The sequence below is a fragment of the Bacteroides sp. D22 genome, assembly GCF_000163675.1.
In the GTDB taxonomy this organism is placed as follows: Bacteria; Bacteroidota; Bacteroidia; order Bacteroidales; family Bacteroidaceae; genus Bacteroides; species Bacteroides xylanisolvens.
The window spans coordinates 2,750-21,069 of sequence record NZ_GG774799.1 but is presented as its reverse complement, the minus strand read 5'-3'; the positions used below and the strand labels follow the sequence as shown (position 1 = coordinate 21,069).

Here is an 18,320-nt window from a genome sequence, read left to right as displayed (position 1 = left end):
TCATTTTTAATTTTAGAATGTAATGTTGGTACCAAACACGAAACTACGGCTACGCGGGTAACGATTGTAGTCCATAGAAGGAGTCAAACCGGATTGCACATCCACTTCAGGGTCGTAACCAGAATAACCAGTCAGGATAAAGAGATTGGAAGCACTGGCATAGAAACGAACCTTCGACATACCCCACTTCTTAGTCAGGTTGCTGGGCAATGTATAACCGATTGTTACGTCTTGCAAACGGAGGAATGATCCGTCTTCTACAAAATAAGAGTGAGTTACCTTATCTTCCACATCTGCCGGATTCCACAAAGACTTACCGGCATTCATCGTGATGTATTCGTCGACCGATCCGTCAAAATATGTATTCTTATACATACATTCACCATCCGCACGTACATAGGTCCAACGATTATCCTGTGAAAAGTCTGCCAGTACATTGTAAAAATTATTAGTATTACTGATAGATGAAGAAAGCATGTAATTAGTAGCATTATAGACATCGAAGTCAACCATGTAGTTAAAGTTGGCAGTAAAGTCAAAATTCTTCCATTGACCACTCAGACCGAAACCACCCTGGAACTTTGGAGTTGTGTTACCAATCACAGTACGGTCGTTTTCTGTTATCTGACCGTCCCCATCCAGATCTTTGAACTTAATCTTGCCCGGCAATGTTGCTGCACCCGAATTAGAATCCTGATAGATAGTGTTGATAACAGTACCTTCATTTGGAACAGCCAAGAAGTTCTGGGTAGGATCGAAATAGAATTCATCCGGACTATAGAGACCATCATAAACAAAACCGTAAATCAGACCAACCTGATCGCCCACTTTCAAACAATAGTTGTCATAATTAGGTTTCCAGCGGTCATCCAAAATCCATAATATATCATCGGTGTCATTCAGTTTGTCAATCTTCATTTTGTTCATACCGAATGTAAAGTTAGCGCTCAACACATAATCCTTACCACGAAGAACATCTCCATTAATACTTAATTCAATACCCTTATTCGTCACCTGACCGATGTTCTGCATCTGCTTAGTGAATCCCATGGTCGACGGTATAACTGACTCATAAAGCAAATCTTTTGTCGTGTTCCAATAGAACTCCGGAGTAATGGTCAGACGATCACCAAAGAGGCTGATATCCAATGCCACGTTGCGAGTCAAGGTCGTTTCCCACTTAATTTCTGTATTGGGGAAAGTCTTTCCATCGCTTACACTGAACCATTGTTCGCCATATTGAGTCGCTTCGCCAAAGCCCGGACCACCGGTTGCATTTACCGAATACAAGAAACGCCATTGGTCATCGTCAATGCGATTATTTCCAGCCAAACCAATAGCAGCACGCAGTTTCAAATTGCTGATTAGTTCGTTCTTTTCCAGAAAGCCCTCCTTGGAAAGTACCCATGCACCCGAAACAGAGGGGAAATAACCCCATTGATTACCCGGAGCAAACTTGGTGGAACCATCGGCACGCATTGTTGCACTAAGTAAATATTTGTGGTCATAATTGTAGTTTATCTGACCGAAGAAAGAAGCCGTACGGTTTGGTGTAGAAAGTGAAGAGGTTGATTCCCACGGTGTACCCAGAGCCATATTGTTCAAAGCACGATCAGCTTCAATGTTTTGAGGGAAATAACGGTTCTTCTGATAATTCTCTTTAGTCTGTGTATGATGAATTTCCGATCCCAGCAATGCAGACCAGTTGTGAAGTTGTCCTGTTTTGAACGAGTAATTAGCAGTATTAATCCAAGTATAAGACTCTTTACGCCTGTCTTTAATTTCGGCAACCGGCATCTTCGAATTATTCTGTCCTGTATTAGTCAGACGACCGTAGAAATTGTTTTCATCAGAAAATTGGATAGAATGGGCTGCTTCGGTACGAAGTGTTAAACCTTCGATAGGTTTCCAATCCAAAGAAAATTGATTTGTATAGCTATAAGCATGCTTCAACTTTACATTCTGACCGATATCGCTCTTCGGGTTAGTGTAAGCAAAGATTGCTTCATCGTCCGGGTCAACTGTTTCCGGATCCCAAGTCGCGAATTCACGTAAACCATTTGAAGGACGATAGCGTAATACATCAATGATACCACCGCTACCGACTTTATCACCGCCGGCTCCTGTGTCACGACGATATGTAAAACGAGGATTCATAGTTAATGTCAAGTTCTTGGTTAACTGAGCATTAATTTTGACGTTCAAGTTAGTACGACGAACACCGGAACCCAAAATAATACCTTTATCCTCCGATTGAGTCAGAGAAGTATTGAAACGGAACTTCTCGGAACCACCACCAACTGTTACATTAGTAGAATAGTTCAACGGAGTTTCTCCCATTACCTGATCTTGCCAGTCATGAGTAGGGGCATACTTATATAAATCCAAGTCATTCGGATTACCAAAGTTAGCGCGGAAATATTTAGCCGGTCCACTACGCATACCACCATTTGAAGCAGCCCAATCATATTGATACTGTACATAGTCATAAGCATCCATCAAATCAAGTTTTTTAGAAAGCTTGCTTACTGACATTTGAGCATTCACACCTACGGTAACCTTACCCTGTTGAGCAGATTTCGTAGTCACGATTACAACACCATTACCACCCTTTGCACCGTAAATAGCAGTCAAAGAAGCATCCTTCAACACATCGATAGAAGCAATGTCCGTCGGCGGGATGTCATTGATATTATCTACCTGAAAACCGTCTACAATATAAAGCGGGTCATTACTTTGCGTCACGGACGTACCTCCACGTACACGGATATTGATATCAGCACCCGGAGCACCATCGACCGTGGTTACCTGTACACCAGCAATCTTACCTTGCAGAGCCACAGCAGCCGAAGTAACAGGTACGGCAGCCAATTTGGTACCTGAAACAGAACCGACGGAACCTGTCAAGTCCTTTCTCGCCTTACTGCCGTAACCAATAACAACCACTTCATCAAGTGCTTGTGAGTCTTCTTTCAGTACAATTTTCAGTTCCTTACCAGCTACTACATCTACCTCTTGAGTTTCGTAACCGACAAAAGATACCACTATTTTTTTTCCTTGTATAGTCAATTTGAAGTGACCTTCCAAATCTGTGATAGCTCCATTGCTTGTTTTCCCTTTTTCTACAACAGAAGCACCAATAATGGTTTCTCCTGTTGAATCCACTACAGTTCCTTTTACAGTAACGTTTTGAGCAAACAACCCTATAGGCACCATTAAAAAAAGCACCATTAAAAGGAAGAGTTTGCCTTTTAAATTAGTTCCTTGCATTTTTTAAAGTATTAAATAAAAATTAAATGTACATGAACATTTTGCCCTGATCAATATGGTTATGGAAACATGTCCACAATTTAATTAAAGAAAAAGCCATTGAAGACTATTATTCTCCATTGTTTTATTTTTTACCATAAATAATCTATGCTTTCAGATTAAAAGTTTATAAAGTGATTTTCCTATTTTAATCACCTCATCTTATAAGGTATATGTCCTCAATATAACTAAATAATACAGTTAGAAATGATGTTAAACGAGCGTCTAACGTAGATATAAATAAAACAGCATTTATAATCGTTTTTTGTGTGGAGGAGATTTACTTTTGCTAAATTTTGTAACAGATCGAACAAGGATATAACTGCGATTATCATAATGAATGAATACATTGTGACTAAATCTTTTCAGGTTCATAATTTAAATGTGTTTTAAATAGTTAAAAAATCAACTGCTTAAGCATTTTGTTGCAAAAGAAACAAATTCAAGATGTAAATAGGTGGAATATTTGGTATAATATGTGTAATAATTGGCATAATAATTAAATTTATGCGAATAATAATTAAATATCGTATTAAATATTACTAAATTCAACGATTTTTAATTACATTTAACCAATTAAATTGCATTTGTCATAACAATAGTATTGCTATTCAAAAAACTCTCTATGTCATAAAAATAATATAGTGTCTTTATACTTCAAATTGCTGAACATTATAAAATTCTTGTATGTGGACTAAAAGATTCTATATTTAACGTTAGTTTGATATAAGAATTTGGAAGCTTGTTTTGTCTTAGCTCAATCTTTAAGAAAAGACTATATAATACAGGAATATTGTAAAAACATATATGATGTCATAAAATAAGTTTTGGATAGAGACTATATATTAAAAAGTGCCCGCCATTGATAAAATGAAGATCAATGGCGAGGCTATTTAAATCCTTTGAAACAAAAAACGAGCACTAAAGGCCTCGTTTAAGAGGTGAAGATCGCTGACCTTTACCAATTGCCCCGATAGGCTTTCGAGGAGGTCAAACGAGGTAATTTTCCGATATCGGAAAATCATATGATAGAGAGCCTGTTTAAAATGGGAACGGGTGACGGTGGGGTATTCGGGAGGCAGCTATAAAAGTTCGGACAGTCTGTTGCCCGACTCTGGCAAACGGGCTGCATTAAAACTGCAAGTGGACAAGGTAAAAATAGAAAAGGAACATCGTGCCAGCTTCGGGGCAACGTGAGATACCGCCCCGACTGGATTTCATCGGGGCGGTATCTACCCGTCAATCATCGGTGGTCAATGCTTTCAAGACACGGAGCGAATGATACACGTGGTTGGGATAAAGTGTCGGTCGTGGTGTCGCTCCACATCGTCCGACAGTTCCTCGCATTCGGTGGCGACCGATTCCAACCAATGTTTTTCCTCCTCCGTATAATAGCATTTGACGACTTTATGCAAAGCGGTTTTCAACGGTCTTCCCGAATATACCTTAATTCATAGGAATGCTCCCGTTCCACGTTTCCAACATTTGCACTTCATCAGCGAAAAGGAAGACGACGGAACAAGGCCCATCGTGCGTTTCCGCTTTTTCTGCAACCACTTCGGTCAGCATATCCACTTTTTCTTCTTTATCCATGTGCTGCCTATTAGAAGAATCCGATGTTTGCTTTTTGGAAGTCCTGCGGGTTATGCTGGTAAAGAAGCGGTAAATTAAGCATAGCCATCGGGTATTCCACGAAGCCTCTCCTGCGCTTGTAGCCGGAATCGGTAGCCAGCCCGTTTGTCTCCAAGAACTCCATTGCTTCCGGATAGTGCTTGACGTCAATAAATGTACGGTCGGGCAAACCGAATGCGTCCATTTCTTCCAAATTGACCGATAACACGATAAACTCCTGTTCATCTTCCACGCTTGCCAATGTGAGTGCCAGCCAACCGTTTCCGTAAAATCGTGGCACGAGGTAGTACCGCTCTCCATTGAACTTATACTCTTTCCGCGTAAATGAACTGTCGGGATTGACGATTTCAAAGACATCATCACCTGCGGTAAAGACAATCATGGGATTGCTGACATCTACATACGCCTCACCTGCTTTGTAACACAAATACTCTCTGTTTTCCAAGCGAACGATAGCGAATTGAATTTCCATTTTCCTTAATATTTAGTAGTTGGACATATTTTTTATTTTCCCTAATTTTCGGAAGCCTTCAGGCTTCTTCCGTCGGGATTTGATTTTTACGTGCATCAAAGATTGCCTTAAAGGAAATAACAAACAAGGAATTTGGGCAGAATTTTACAGTTGCAGTATTGAGCGTAAGCGAAATATGAACGATTGGAAATCGGGAAAGCTGCTAGGAAATTGTGTTCAAATAGCGTCAGCAGTACTTGGGTGTGCTTCCAAGACAATACCTTTGCAGCGGAAAAAGCCAGTCCCGGACGGGTAGCCGGACGTTATCGGAATTATTCCGGATATAACAGTGGGTATGAAATGGTAGAAAGGAAGTATTCATGGAGATAGAAAAGGGGTATCTTCCACACGAGATTTTATTTCCGTGTGGCAAGGTATAAAGGAAGTGGCGGCCGGTATCGGCTATGCCCGTCCTACAAAGCGAAGGACTGTGTAGAAAAACAAAGGACGGAAAAATCCATCCCTTGTCCTATTGTTTGATGTCATGCGGCGACTTCTTCCGTCTGAAGCTCCACTTCGGGCTGTGGCTGTTCTTCGGGTTGTATTTTCAATTCGGATTGTTGTTCTTCGGATTGTTCCGCTCCCTGCCTTGCCTGTTCCTGCACGAGTAACACGGCTTTCTTTTCCTCGATGCGTTGGTGGCGTTTCTCATAAACTTCATTGTGTCCGTTCTTGATGTCAGCCAACTGTTCGGGCATGTGCTTTCCTGCAAAGTCAAGCAAGAGGGTTGCAGTGGCATTACCGCCCGATGCGTTTTTAAAGTTGGCTATCAGAAAGTCCCTGCGGATAATGGATTTCTGCTTGCCCGTGAGGTTGGCGATGATGTTCATCTTTTCCTCGTCATTGAGATTGTGGTAGGGTTCTTTTTCCTTGATGCCTACCGCCTCGAAATTTTCCCTGCGCAGGAATGACAACAGGAAGAAATAAACCATCTTATCCTCGTCCTGCCCGAATTTGCGTTCGGACATATCGACCTCTAAAATCTGCTTCTTGGTGTCCTCTATGGTCTTTTCAAGGGCAATTTCCTTGTTGCGTTTGTCCTGCTTTTCCAACTTCTCCACCGGTGAAAGCGGTTGCTCCCGTTCCGTGGTGTTTGCGACATAGGTGATGTTCGGGACATAACAACGCACGATGTCTTTGTCCTCGATACGGAAGTAGAGAGTGATTTCGCCTGCTTCGCTTCGGGTGCGGATTTCCTCGCATTCCTCCGTGTAATCGTTCAACTCCTGCTCGTACTCGCTTTGTGCCTGCTCGTATTCCTCGACTGTGTCGTATTCGTCCTTTTCGGGTGCTATAGGAACTTCGGGGTATGCCTTTGCGTAACCTTTAAGACTTTCCACCTCGTAGCCCATAGCAGTAAGGCGTTCGACTACGGTTGCGTTGTAACCGCAAATATCGTGGCAAAGGGATATTTCGGGGCGTTCTTCCATGAGGCGCACGGCTTTCTCCGTGAGGTACGATGCGTTCATCTCTGCAAGGCAGGTACGGTTGGCGCAGTTTCCGCAACCGCCCTCGCAGAACAACATCATGTTGTTGGTGTTGTGGGGACATGACAAGCAGAGGGTCTTGTCGAATGCGTATCGGTCGAGGTCGGTGGTATACTGGCGTTCGATGTTCCGTGCGACATCAGAGGCTTTCATACCTCGCCAACTGTTATACGGTATGCCGTCTTTCAGATGTTTGTCGTACACCTCATGCTGAATGTCTTCCCCATAACGGCAGATTTCGGTCGCTACGCTGATTGTGATTTCGTCCTGCTCCAGAAGTTGTGCGATTTCGGGTATCAATGACACGAATTTAAGGCGTGTGTAGATATAGTTTTCATTTTTGCCGAACTGCACCGCCAAGGATTGTACATCGTGGCGACCGCTGTCCAAGAGCCTTTGGTAGGCGTTGGCTTCCTCTATCGGGGTAACGTCCTTGCGCTGCAAGTTTTCCGTCACCGCCATTTCTTCGGCTGTCTCGTCCGAAATTTCCATGACAATAGCCGGAATTTCTTCTAATCCTGCCATGAGGGAGGCACGGTATCGGCGTTCGCCGAAAACAATCTCAAAGTGCTTGTCTTCCACGGGACGCACCCCGATAGGCTGTAACACACCCTGCTGACGGATGCTCTCGGAGAGTTCCGCAAGGCTCGCCTCGTCAAAGTTCTTGCGTGGGTTGTAGTTACTCGGTTGCACGTTTACCAATGCTACCAACGTGATGTTCTTCTCTGTTGATTGAATTGCTGTTGTTTCCATAATCATAAAATTTTAATAGGTTTATATTTAATTTATTTGGGGTTCTTTGTGAGGTTCAGCGGGTCGGGTCAAACTCGTACTCCTGCGGATTATCGTACCCGTCGAATGCTACCCGAAAGGTATCAAAGTCCTTTTTACTCGCCAGTCTGACGGTATCTCTTTTCCCGATGAAATAGGGTTCGTTCATTGTCCGAAACGGTGCACCGAGCGTTACCCTGTCTGCCAACGTGCATACTTTGTCAGGGAGTTCGGGCATGATATAGCCCAATGCGTATTCGTTGTACACTACCAATTTGATTTTCTCCATTGTCTTTTATATTTTGTTTTTTTTATTTTCCCTTTGTTCGGTTCTTTTTCTGCCTGAACCGCTTGGGATTTACAGATGCTTTAGGGGACTGCCGAACAAGCTATTTCCGACGCTTTTTCCGGAAAATTACTCTTTCGAAGAAAGGAAGAATTTTACAGGAAATGCACTTCAAAGCGGCGGAATCAAGCGCGGCAGTCCAAATTTGCGTCTGGAAAACCAACCGGTGATGGCAGGAATGAGACGGATAGGAAGTAATGGGAATAGATAAAAAAGAATACCCTCACTGGGGTATAAACGGCCGGAAACGGAAGAGGAATAGAAAAGGGGCGGGGCATACCAGGCGAAGTTCATTGAGTCATTTTGCGGAATATATCCGTGTCAATACCTGTTTTACCGAAAAATTGCATTATTTTTGCAGTATCGAAACCGCTGTTTCGGAAACCGCTGTTTCGGAACGCACAATAAAAAAGATAATGATATGAGATTTTTTGACAGGACAGAAGAGATTGCCTCCTTGCGCGAGATTCGCCGGATGGCCCAAGCCAACGCCCAGTTCACGGTGGTAACGGGACGTCGCCGTATCGGTAAGACCTCGCTCGTATGGAAGGCATACGAGGACGAGCCGATTCTCTACTTCTTTGTCGCCCGGAAAGCCGAGAGCGATTTGTGCGAGGATTACCGGCTTGAAATAGAGAGCAAGTTAGGTGTCCCGACCATGGGGCGAGCGGAACGCTTCACCGATGTGTTCGAGTATCTGATGAAACTCTCGGCAGGGCGTCCCATCACGCTCTTTATCGACGAGTTTCAGGAATTTTTCCGTGTGAACAAATCGGTATTCAGCGATATGCAGCGTATCTGGGACCTATACAGTCCGGAGTCGCGCATCAACCTAATTGTCTGCGGTTCGATATACTCCATGATGACAAAGATATTCAAGGACAAGAAAGAGCCGTTGTATAACCGACAGTCGCGCTTTATGACCGTACGCCCGTTTACCCCGACCGTCTTGAAGGAGATCCTCTCGGAATACAACCCGGACTACACGGCGGAAGACCTGCTGGCCTTGTACGCCTTCACGGGAGGCGTGGCGAAGTACGTGCAATTACTCGTGGATGCTGGGGCAACGACCAAATCGGCCATGCTCAATCAAATTATCAAGGCCGACTCTATCTTTCTGGGAGAAGGTAAAGCGATTCTTATAGAAGAGTTCGGCAAGGATTACGGAACCTATTTCTCCATACTATCAGCCATCGCACGGGGAAAAACCTCCCGTTCGGAAATCGAGAACGTGGTAGGCAAGGAAATCGGCGGTTACCTTACCAAGTTGGAGAAAGAATACGAAATCATATCGAAGAAACAACCGCTGTTTGAGAGAAGTTCCGCGAAGAATGTGCGCTATATAATAGAGGATAATTTCTTCACATTCTGGTTTCGCTTCATCTACAAGTACAGCTATATGCTGGAAATAGAGAATTACGGGAGCGTTAAGACAATTATAGACCGGGATTATGAAACCTTCAGCGGACTGATGCTTGAACGCTGGTTCAGGCGCGTGCTGATAGAACAACAAGCCTATACGCGCATCGGTGGCTGGTGGGATCGCAAGGGGGAAAATGAAATCGACATCGTGGCCGAAAACGAGCTGGACGACACGGCGACATTTTTCGAAGTCAAGCGTAAAGCCGAAAACGTCTCCATGGAAATACTGGAAGCAAAAGCTGCCGTTTTCCTGCGCGCAACGGGAGAATTCAAAGGCTATTCGCTTTCATACAAAGGACTGTCAATGGCCGATATGTAGTATATTAATTACATTGTCGTAATATCTCCGTCGGCACGTTACGGGCATAAAAACGGGAAGTGAGGTTACTTCCCGTTTTTTTCCAGATACTCCGTCATGGCTTCGTTCACAATATCTTTCAGGGACATCCCCTTTTCAATAGAAAGAAGCCTCATGCGCGTGTGAATGCTCTTGTTGATGACGAAATTGCAATGTACCGCCGGTTCTTTTTCCGTTTTGACCGGCACAGGCTCCTTTTTTGACGGGGATTTCCTTGTGGATGACAGCAGCCCGTCCAACCCGCTTTTCATGCCGTCTTTCAATGAATCGCTCTTGCTCATATCGTCTTATTTTAATTTCAACACTTCTTGCGCTAAGGCCATGTAGTCTTTGGCACCGTTACAGTTCTTGTTATACTCGAAGATATTCTTTCCTTTTATAGGAGCTTCGGCCAGCGTCACGTTGTCCCGGATAATCGTCTTGAACACTTTGTCGCAGAAAGAATCGTTGATAAGTTCGGCCACGCTCTTGTTGAGCGTCTTGCGTTTGTCAAACTGGGTAATGACAATGCCACCGATATTCAAGTTCGGGTTCAGGCGTTCCCTGACAATCTCGATCACGTTCGTAATTTTTGCCATTCCGCGCATGGCGAGGAACTGTGCCTGTACCGGGATAATCAGATAGTCCGCCGCGGTAAGGGCGTTGAGCGTCAGCAGGCCCAACGAGGGTGGGCAGTCAATCAGGATGTAGTCGAATTTCCGGCTGTCAAGCAGCTTTGCAATCAGCCCTTTCAGTATCAGCTCTCGTCCCGGCTCGTTGATAAGCTCGGATTCTGCCGCCGACAGGTCAAGGCAGGACGGAACGACGGCAAGACCGTTCCCGAGCTCAACAATCGGCAATGGATATTCGCCTCTCATAGCCCCGTACACCGTCCGTTCCTCTTCAATGGAGAGACCGCAGGATTCTGTAAGGTTTGCCTGACCGTCCATGTCGATAGCCAGTACACGTTTTTTCTTCTGCTGTAAGGCGGAAGCGAGGTTAATGGTGGTAGTCGTCTTGCCGACCCCTCCCTTGTGGTTCAGAACCGCTATAATTTTTGCCATAACTATATATCTTTATATCTGGTACAAAAGTAATACTTTTTTTAGTATTTACTACAATTAGTATCTACTATTTTACTACAAAAAGTATTTTAGTGTTATAGTATTTACTACTTTACTAATACTAACCGGCTAAATGCAGTACTTACTATCTTTCGTAACGTGGTATCTACTATTTTACTACAATTAGTAAATACTACATTTAGTATCGGCTTGCTATCAGCGATGTATGCACTTTGTCAGAAAGGCAGGTCGTCCTTGTCGTCCTGCGGTGCATCAGCCGGAGGTGTCGGAACCTCGTCTGCAGCATCCGTCGGGCCGCCCGCTTCAGAAGATGCGCCTTCCCGTTTTCCGGCATTAACGAACTCCAACGCGTCCGCCGTAATGGAGAGCTGGATCTGGTAGTTTTCGCTCTTATCCTTCCATAGTGAAGCCGAGAGCGTTCCTTCGATGAGTAACAGTCTTCCCTTGGTCAGGTACTCGGCCAGACGTATGTGGTTTTCTTTCTTACTCCGTACCCTTACCCATGTGGTAACGCTGTTTCCGTGAGAATAATCGTCTACCGCAATATCAAAAGCGATGAATGAGCCGTGTGCTCCTGTGATAACTTGGCAATCTTTTCCGATTCTGCCGATGGTGTGAACGTATAACATAACTTAAAATGCTTTGCGGCAAGGTGGTTAGTCTTACCATTACCTAAAATTAAATTGTTTTTATTTTTTTGTTCCCCTTTGTTCGGTTCTTTTTCTGCCTGAACCGCTTGGGATTTACAGATGCTTTAGGGGACTGCCGAACAAGCTATTTCCGACGCTTTTTCCGGAAAATTACTCTTTCGCGGAAAGGAAGAATTTTACAGGAAATGCACTTCAAAGCGACGGAATCAAGCGCGACAGTCCAAATTTGCGTCTGGAAAGCCAACCGGCGAGGGCAGGAATAAGCCAGATAAGCGATAAGAGGGAGAAGATAGAAAAGGAAGTGCAGAATTGCTATAAATGTAAAGAATGATATAAAAGGCAAATGCAGGCTGTCAAGAGGGTCTTGCAAGGGAGACTCGTACCGTTTTCAAAGCCGCTTGTCGCCCAGCGGTGGATGCCGTAAACATATTGGTTATTCCCGATGGCGAAGCGACTCATGAAGACCTTACTATTGTATGAATAAGATGATCGACAAGTGGAAGCCGATAGTTAAGACATGGGTGACAAGGCGAATAAAGAATAGAATATTTTTTAAATAATTAACATTTTGTTTTCTACTGATTTTCAACTATTTGCATTTAGATATACTATAAAATGGCAGTAACAGTTTTGTTGTTTTTTTATTATCTTTGAAACGGCAAAAGCCCCAGTCATGCAAGGGACGGACTCATTACCTTGCTAATCAATTAACAAAAGAATATGTCAAAAACGAACGAAATGTATTTGGACAAGGCACGGGCCTTGACCAAAGGATTGAGAGAACATTTGGAAACGGTGAAAAACTACGGAGTAAGCGCGAATGACTTGTCAAAACTGGAAGCCGCTATCCTCGAAGGTGAGAAACTGAATGCGGAAGTGGACCGTCGGCGTGCTGAATTGAATGGAATTGTCCCTACCGCTAACCGCAAACTGGCAGAGATTCGCAATTTGACTGTATACTTGAAGAGTTTGGTCAAGCCTCGTGTAGATTCTAGTCATTGGCCGGAATATGGAATTGCCGACAAGCGATGATGCCCTGTCCTAATGCGTAGAAGCCCCTGCAAGCCATCGAAAGTTTACAGGGGCTTTTCCATGAAATGATCCTATACACGGATACGGATATACTTCACAGATCTAAGGTTTTATCATACTTTGGGAAGAATATGACAAAAGCTGCAAAAGTGTTTACTGCCTTGCCGTTACATTGCAGATTTCTAATATGACACATATAACTCAATAGTTAAAATATTTAAAAATACAGGCTATATAAAGTCGCATCCTATTCCTTTTTTTCCTTACTTTGCACGTCAAAATACGACATAGGAAGTATAACATGGAAATGTATATAATTTGTTACAGGAATAAAATTCATAATTTTCATTCATGGGGTGTAGAGGCTTTAATATAACCTTTGCTTTTCTTCCCCCAAAAACTATATTCATTCGATAACTATAAAATAATCAGTTAGTTTATGAGCAAAAAGAAAGGGCTCATAGGGCTGTTTTACATCGCAGCCCTATGTAGTCAGAGTTTATGTGCCCAGACCCGATGGATGGGCATAGAGGAATTATTCCGTCTTGCTGACGAACAAAGCAAAAGTATTCAAACTTACCGGACTGGAACGGAAGCCGCGAATGAAGCTCTCAAGGCGGCCAAAGCACAAAGGCTTCCGGATGTGGACATATCTCTTTCTGCAAGCTATTTAGGTAATGGGAAGATATGGGACAGGGATTTCGGGAATGCTATGACGGTGGATATGCCGCATTTCAGTAACAACTTCGCACTGGAAGCACGACAGGTCATCTATGCAGGCGGAGCAATAGGCAGCGGAATCAAGCAAGCGGAACTGGGAAAGTTGCTGGCCGAACTTGACTTACAGAAGAATGTCCAGGAGATACGTTTCTTGCTTGTAGGGCATTACTTGAACATTTACAAGCTGGACAACCACATCCGGGTGCTGAAAAAAAACATGGAACTTACCGAAGAAGTCATAGCCAATATGCAAGCCCGCAGGGAACAAGGCACAGTCCTCAAAAATGACATTACACGCTATGAATTGCAAAAGGAGCAACTGAACCTGCAATTGTCAAGGGTTAAGGACACGCGTAAAATCGCTAACCATCAGCTGGTAACTATTTTACATTTGCCGGAAAATACAGAAATAAGGCCTGACACATCTTTGTTGGAACAGCAGGTTATCACTCTCACGGAAGAAGAATGGCAGGAAATGGCAAAGGGCAATAACCTGTTATTGAGACAAACGCAGACGGCTATCCAAATGAACGAGCAAAAGGTAAAACAGGAACGTTCGGAACGACTCCCACATATTTCCATTGTCGCTGCCGACCATCTGGAGGGCCCGATCACCATAGAAGTGCCCGTGTTGGATAACAATTTCAATTATTGGCATATAGGAATAGGAGTAAAATACAATCTTTCCTCACTTTTCAAGAACAACAAGAAGTTAAAACAGGCACGTTTGAATGTGCGGCAGGCGGAGGAACGCCACCAATTGGCACAGGAGCAAGTAGAGAATACCGTACAAGAAGGATATGTGAACTTCCTGACGGCCTTTACCGATTTGCGGACGCAAGAGAACAGTGTAAAACTGGCGAACGAGAACTACGATGTCACCAACAACCGCTATAAAAACGAGATGGCGTTGCTGACCGACATGCTGGATGCCAGCAATATGAAACTCCGTGCCGACTTGGGGTTGGTAGATGCCCGCATCAACATCCTATATAACTATTATAAAATGAAATACAGTACACATACATTATAATTTATAAACTAAAAAACAGAATATGGTCATGATTACACGGAAAATAAAGAAACTTATTTATAATACGATTGTCATAGCATTGCTGATAATCGGTATGGCATACGTCTGCTCACGTTTCATCCACTTGGGCAACGTGGAATATACGGACAACGCCCAGGTGAAACAGCATATCACTCCCGTCAATACACGGGTACAGGGATTTATCAAAAAGATCTATTTCGAGGAATACAAGCCGGTGCATAAAGGCGATACGCTGCTTGTAATTGAAGATTCGGAGTTCAAATTACGTTTGGCACAAGCCGAAGCGGATTTGGCGAATGCACAGGCCGGACAACAGATAACCCATGCAGGGATAGCCACCACGCAAAACAACATAGCAGTCAACGATGCCGGTATCGAGGAAGTCCGTGTACAGAGAGCCAACGCGGAACGCGAGTTGCAACGGTACAAGAAACTGCTGGATAAGGATGCTGTTACCCGGCAACAATATGATAAAGTAAAGACTACCTATGATGCCATCAATGCCCGATATGAACAGGTCCTCCGTATGAAACATTCAACCTCGTTGACAAAAGACGAACAGACGCATCGGTTGGGGCAGAATGAAGCGGCTATCCGTCTGGCACAGGCCACCGTGGACCTGGCCCGGCTGAATCTGTCATATACGGTTGTCATTGCCACCTGTGACGGAATGACCGGACATAAAGGCATCCACGAGGCCCAATTGGTACAGCCGGGTCAAACTATGGTTGATATTGTGGACAACAGCGACCTCTGGGTCATCGCCAATTACCGAGAGACGCAACTGCCCAACATCAAGGAAGGCGCCGATGTCACCTTTACGGCTGATGCCGTCCCGGGCGTGGTCTACAAGGGGGTAGTCGAGTCCATTTCCGATGCTACAGGAGCAGCTTTTTCCCTGATACCGCAGGATAATGCCACGGGCAATTTTGTAAAGGTGGAGCAAAGGATTCCCGTCCGTATCCGTCTGCAGGGCAATGAAGCGGATGAGGTGCACCGTTTGAGGACCGGGTTCAATGTGGAATGTAAAGTGAGATACTGAAAATGAGCGGAAGTACACACCCCATACCATTCTCCATGCCCATGTTCAGGGGATTTGTCCCTGAACGAATACGACCATGGATTTACGTGTTTTTCGCTATTACCTTCCAGTTTTCCGGCGGACTTTACCTCGGGACATTGAACCAGATGATGGGAGAAACGACTCTCATGCGGGAAGACCTTCTGATGTGTCTTTACGCGAACTTGGCAGGGATGGCCATATATTTTCCTTTGTTGTTCCGTATGAAGTTCCGTTTCACGAACAAGACGCTGCTGTGTGCCTCTGCCACGGGTGTCCTGCTTTGTAACCTGCTTGCCCCGCACATCACGTTTCTGCCCCTACTTTGGCTCGTTCGTTTCATCGAAGGGATGTGCAAAATTCAAGGAACTTTTGAGTGTATGTCCAATATCCAATTGTGGATGAGTCCCACACGTGATTTTACCGTTTTTTTCCCGGTGTTGCATATTGTCATTTTAGGGAGCATGCAGCTGTCGGATTTGCTTGCGACCTACCTGATGTATTACTACCATTGGGATTACATGCAGCTGTTCATTAGTGGTATAATGATGATCGATTTGCTGGTCCTTACCGTATGTACACGTCATTTCCGCATGTTCAAGAAACTTCCTTTATTCGGCATAGACTGGTTGGGAGCGATACTTTGGGCCATGCTTTTGCTGGAGACTGCATATTTGTTCAATTACGGTGACTGGTACGATTGGTGGAACAGTCCGGTTATCCGTCAGTTAAGTGTCGTCATATTCGTCACATTTTTCTTCTGTGTCTGGCGTATGTTTACAATCCGCCACCCGTATTATGAACCGAAGATGTGGACATACCGCCATCTGCTGCCTGTATTTATCTTGATTACTTTAGTCGAAATGTTTTTCGCAGCCGAGCACGTATTGGAGGAAGTCTACCTGGAAGAAGTAATGCATTATGGCGCAATGACAAGCGTACAACTGGACTGGCCTGCGCTTGCCGGCGTTTTGACCGGATGCATATTCGCTTATTGGTGGATGCACATCAGGCATTTCAACTATCTTCGGCTGATAATCGTCGGCTTGGGTGGGATCGTATGCTATTTGTCGGGAAGCTATCTCTTAATCTCTACCGACATCCATATATCCCAACTCTATCTGCCGATATTTTGTCGCAGCTTTGCTTATGCCGTGCTTAGTGCCACTTTTATGACTTGCCTGGAAGAGATTATGAGCTTCCAGCATTTCTTCCAAGCATTGTCCGTGTTCAATATGTTGCACATGGTCATGGGCGGCGTAGTCGGGGCGGCAATCTATACACGGGGATTGGCTTATTATATTCCTGACAACATAGCGCATTACGGAGCTGCCATAGACAACGTGGTTTCAAGCAGGATGTCTGTCCCGATACAACATTCTATGGAAACTTTCATGTCGCAAATGATGGAAATAAGCGTCAAGCAGATCTATGGCTGGACGGCGTATGCCTGCATTTTCCTGTGCTTGTTGTTTTTGCTCTATGACGCACCTATAAGAAAAGAGCTTAAACAGATACCGAATTGGCAAAAGATCAGAAAAATGATTGCAGAATCCTTTGCCTATAAAAAAGAATGAAGCCGTCGGCAGACCGGAACGTAAAAATCCCCTTGCCCGAGTCATCACGCCCGTGCAAGGGGAACGGTTTAAATATGATTATGGTTATCAAGCAGCTTTTGGTTCAGGTTCGTATTCGGAGGCTTGCGGTTCTTCGGCGCGCGAATGTTCGGCATCTTTCAAATCCTCGTCAATCTTGCGCTGCAACTCCTTGCACTCCAGTTTGAGCCTTGACAACTCGTCGGCTTTGCTCCACTGTCGGTTTGCTATTTCCTGCAGAACGGGGATTTCGCTTTCAAGTTTGGCGGCTAACTTGTGCTCCTTGTCTATCAAGCCGGGCAGCTTGTCGAGCGCGGCTTGCGGGTAGTGTGCCGAGTCCGCATAGCCAAGCGGTAATGCACCGGACACTCCACAGCAGTATTTCAGTCCGCTTATGCCCTCGACAAAGAACGTGTTGCGGTCGAAGCCTCCCATGTTGTACTCGCTACGTACCAGCAGATTCAGCCCTGCATACGTACCTATAGTGCTATACGCTCCGATCCGGTGGAACTTGGCTATACGGTGCAGTTCGCGCCCGATTTCTTCGGCAGTGGCCTGTGGCAGGTTTAGCAACAAGGTTGCCTTTTCTCCAGTGTATGAGGTGATGTATTTCCAATCCTTTGCCAGACTTGCCGCCGTGGTTTTCGATTTCTTTATGCCCTCCCGCTTGTCCGCAATCTGGCGTTCTGCGTAAACGCGTTCCCTCTTGAAAACACCCTGTTCCTTTTCCAACAGTGCAATCTTGTTGTCGAGCTTTGCCTTTTCGAGCAGGTCGGTATTGCCGGAAAGGATAGCCACAAACTCGGCGAAATTCATGCCGCTCTCCTCGTCCATGCCGCCCTCGTCGATACGGCGCACGGCGATTGTGCCGTTGTTGATCTGGTCGATGAACATCTGCTTGTTCTTCAGCAGGTTGAACTTGTAGGCATCGAGCGTCTTTTCCGTGCCGTAAATGACGACATCAACCACGTTACCGCCCCATAGTTTCACGGTGTTGCCCTTGCGTACCGCCCTGCCGTTGCGTTGTTCCATATCAGCCGGCCTATCGGGTAGGTCAAGGGCATTACTGCCCTCTTCCCCCCTCAGAACCGTACGTGAGGGTTTCCCCTCATACGGCTCAAGCTTTTCAAAGTCTCTGTTCGTGTGCAGAGACCGGCTCATCCTACTTCTTGTTTCCATTGTTTTTACGGGATAATTTGAAACATTCATCATGAACCAACAGATTGCATTTCCGTCCGTCTTGTACGGTCGGCATTACATTCCATGCCTTATGCGTGTCAATCGGTTCACCACATATCGGACATTTCCG

16 protein-coding genes are annotated in these 18,320 nt (G+C 44.8%); 6 read left to right on the top strand and 10 right to left on the bottom strand.

Going from position 1 to position 18,320, the window contains the following annotated elements; translation table 11 throughout:
• Nucleotides 1–12: 12 nt before the first annotated feature.
• On the bottom strand, nucleotides 13–3,270 hold the full coding sequence (locus HMPREF0106_RS19020; RefSeq protein WP_009039195.1) for a SusC/RagA family TonB-linked outer membrane protein: 3,258 nt from the start codon (nucleotides 3,268–3,270) through the stop codon (nucleotides 13–15).
• 1,095 nt (nucleotides 3,271–4,365) lie between these two features.
• Here HMPREF0106_RS19020 and HMPREF0106_RS26945 point away from each other — a divergent pair.
• Nucleotides 4,366–4,506: a hypothetical protein gene (locus HMPREF0106_RS26945; RefSeq protein ID WP_157133787.1), complete on the top strand. Its 141-nt coding sequence runs from the start codon at nucleotides 4,366–4,368 to the stop codon at nucleotides 4,504–4,506.
• 42 nt (nucleotides 4,507–4,548) lie between these two features.
• Here the strand turns inward: HMPREF0106_RS26945 and HMPREF0106_RS27705 are convergent, their stop codons facing one another.
• From HMPREF0106_RS27705 to HMPREF0106_RS19035, 5 genes are all read right to left on the bottom strand, one after another.
• Nucleotides 4,549–4,707 carry a hypothetical protein gene (locus tag HMPREF0106_RS27705; protein ID WP_232286754.1) on the bottom strand — a complete coding sequence of 53 codons (159 nt, stop codon included), beginning with the start codon at nucleotides 4,705–4,707 and terminating at the stop codon, nucleotides 4,549–4,551.
• Nucleotides 4,708–4,755: 48 nt separating this feature from the next.
• Entirely contained in the window at nucleotides 4,756–4,902 is a 147-nt protein-coding gene (locus HMPREF0106_RS27700) for a hypothetical protein (protein WP_009039194.1), read from the bottom strand.
• A gap of 10 nt (nucleotides 4,903–4,912) precedes the next feature.
• Nucleotides 4,913–5,413, bottom strand: coding sequence for a DUF4313 domain-containing protein (locus tag HMPREF0106_RS19025; RefSeq protein WP_009039193.1), 501 nt, complete (start codon nucleotides 5,411–5,413; stop codon nucleotides 4,913–4,915).
• Nucleotides 5,414–5,934: 521 nt separating this feature from the next.
• On the bottom strand, nucleotides 5,935–7,692 hold the full coding sequence (locus HMPREF0106_RS19030) for a ParB/RepB/Spo0J family partition protein (RefSeq protein WP_032851081.1): 1,758 nt from the start codon (nucleotides 7,690–7,692) through the stop codon (nucleotides 5,935–5,937).
• Between the two features lie 55 nt (nucleotides 7,693–7,747).
• Nucleotides 7,748–7,999, bottom strand: a complete 252-nt coding sequence (locus HMPREF0106_RS19035; RefSeq protein WP_009039191.1) for a hypothetical protein — start codon at nucleotides 7,997–7,999, stop codon at nucleotides 7,748–7,750.
• Between the two features lie 478 nt (nucleotides 8,000–8,477).
• Between HMPREF0106_RS19035 and HMPREF0106_RS19040 the strand changes: the two genes are divergently transcribed.
• Nucleotides 8,478–9,797: an ATP-binding protein gene (locus HMPREF0106_RS19040; RefSeq protein ID WP_009039190.1), complete on the top strand. Its 1,320-nt coding sequence runs from the start codon at nucleotides 8,478–8,480 to the stop codon at nucleotides 9,795–9,797.
• Nucleotides 9,798–9,862: 65 nt separating this feature from the next.
• Here the strand turns inward: HMPREF0106_RS19040 and HMPREF0106_RS19045 are convergent, their stop codons facing one another.
• The 3 genes from HMPREF0106_RS19045 to HMPREF0106_RS19055 all read right to left on the bottom strand — a co-directional run bounded on the left by HMPREF0106_RS19045 (nucleotide 9,863) and on the right by HMPREF0106_RS19055 (nucleotide 11,529).
• A complete protein-coding gene (locus tag HMPREF0106_RS19045; RefSeq protein ID WP_009039189.1) occupies nucleotides 9,863–10,117 on the bottom strand; it encodes a hypothetical protein in 255 nt (84 codons plus the stop codon).
• 6 nt (nucleotides 10,118–10,123) lie between these two features.
• On the bottom strand, nucleotides 10,124–10,879 hold the full coding sequence (locus tag HMPREF0106_RS19050; protein WP_009039188.1) for a ParA family protein: 756 nt from the start codon (nucleotides 10,877–10,879) through the stop codon (nucleotides 10,124–10,126).
• A 236-nt stretch (nucleotides 10,880–11,115) separates the two neighbouring features.
• On the bottom strand, nucleotides 11,116–11,529 hold the full coding sequence (locus HMPREF0106_RS19055) for a single-stranded DNA-binding protein (protein ID WP_009039187.1): 414 nt from the start codon (nucleotides 11,527–11,529) through the stop codon (nucleotides 11,116–11,118).
• Between the two features lie 741 nt (nucleotides 11,530–12,270).
• Here HMPREF0106_RS19055 and HMPREF0106_RS19060 point away from each other — a divergent pair.
• From HMPREF0106_RS19060 to HMPREF0106_RS19075, 4 genes are all read left to right on the top strand, one after another.
• Nucleotides 12,271–12,582 (top strand): hypothetical protein, encoded by a 312-nt coding sequence (locus HMPREF0106_RS19060; RefSeq protein WP_009039186.1) that lies wholly within the window; start codon nucleotides 12,271–12,273, stop codon nucleotides 12,580–12,582.
• Nucleotides 12,583–13,021: 439 nt separating this feature from the next.
• Nucleotides 13,022–14,335 (top strand): TolC family protein, encoded by a 1,314-nt coding sequence (locus HMPREF0106_RS19065; RefSeq protein WP_009039185.1) that lies wholly within the window; start codon nucleotides 13,022–13,024, stop codon nucleotides 14,333–14,335.
• 28 nt (nucleotides 14,336–14,363) lie between these two features.
• Nucleotides 14,364–15,398 carry an HlyD family secretion protein gene (locus HMPREF0106_RS19070; RefSeq protein WP_083787886.1) on the top strand — a complete coding sequence of 345 codons (1,035 nt, stop codon included), beginning with the start codon at nucleotides 14,364–14,366 and terminating at the stop codon, nucleotides 15,396–15,398.
• A gap of 2 nt (nucleotides 15,399–15,400) precedes the next feature.
• Nucleotides 15,401–16,993, top strand: coding sequence for a hypothetical protein (locus tag HMPREF0106_RS19075; RefSeq protein ID WP_032851063.1), 1,593 nt, complete (start codon nucleotides 15,401–15,403; stop codon nucleotides 16,991–16,993).
• Between the two features lie 87 nt (nucleotides 16,994–17,080).
• Here the strand turns inward: HMPREF0106_RS19075 and HMPREF0106_RS19080 are convergent, their stop codons facing one another.
• Nucleotides 17,081–18,190: a hypothetical protein gene (locus HMPREF0106_RS19080; protein ID WP_032851062.1), complete on the bottom strand. Its 1,110-nt coding sequence runs from the start codon at nucleotides 18,188–18,190 to the stop codon at nucleotides 17,081–17,083.
• Nucleotides 18,191–18,320: the final 130 nt, after the last annotated feature.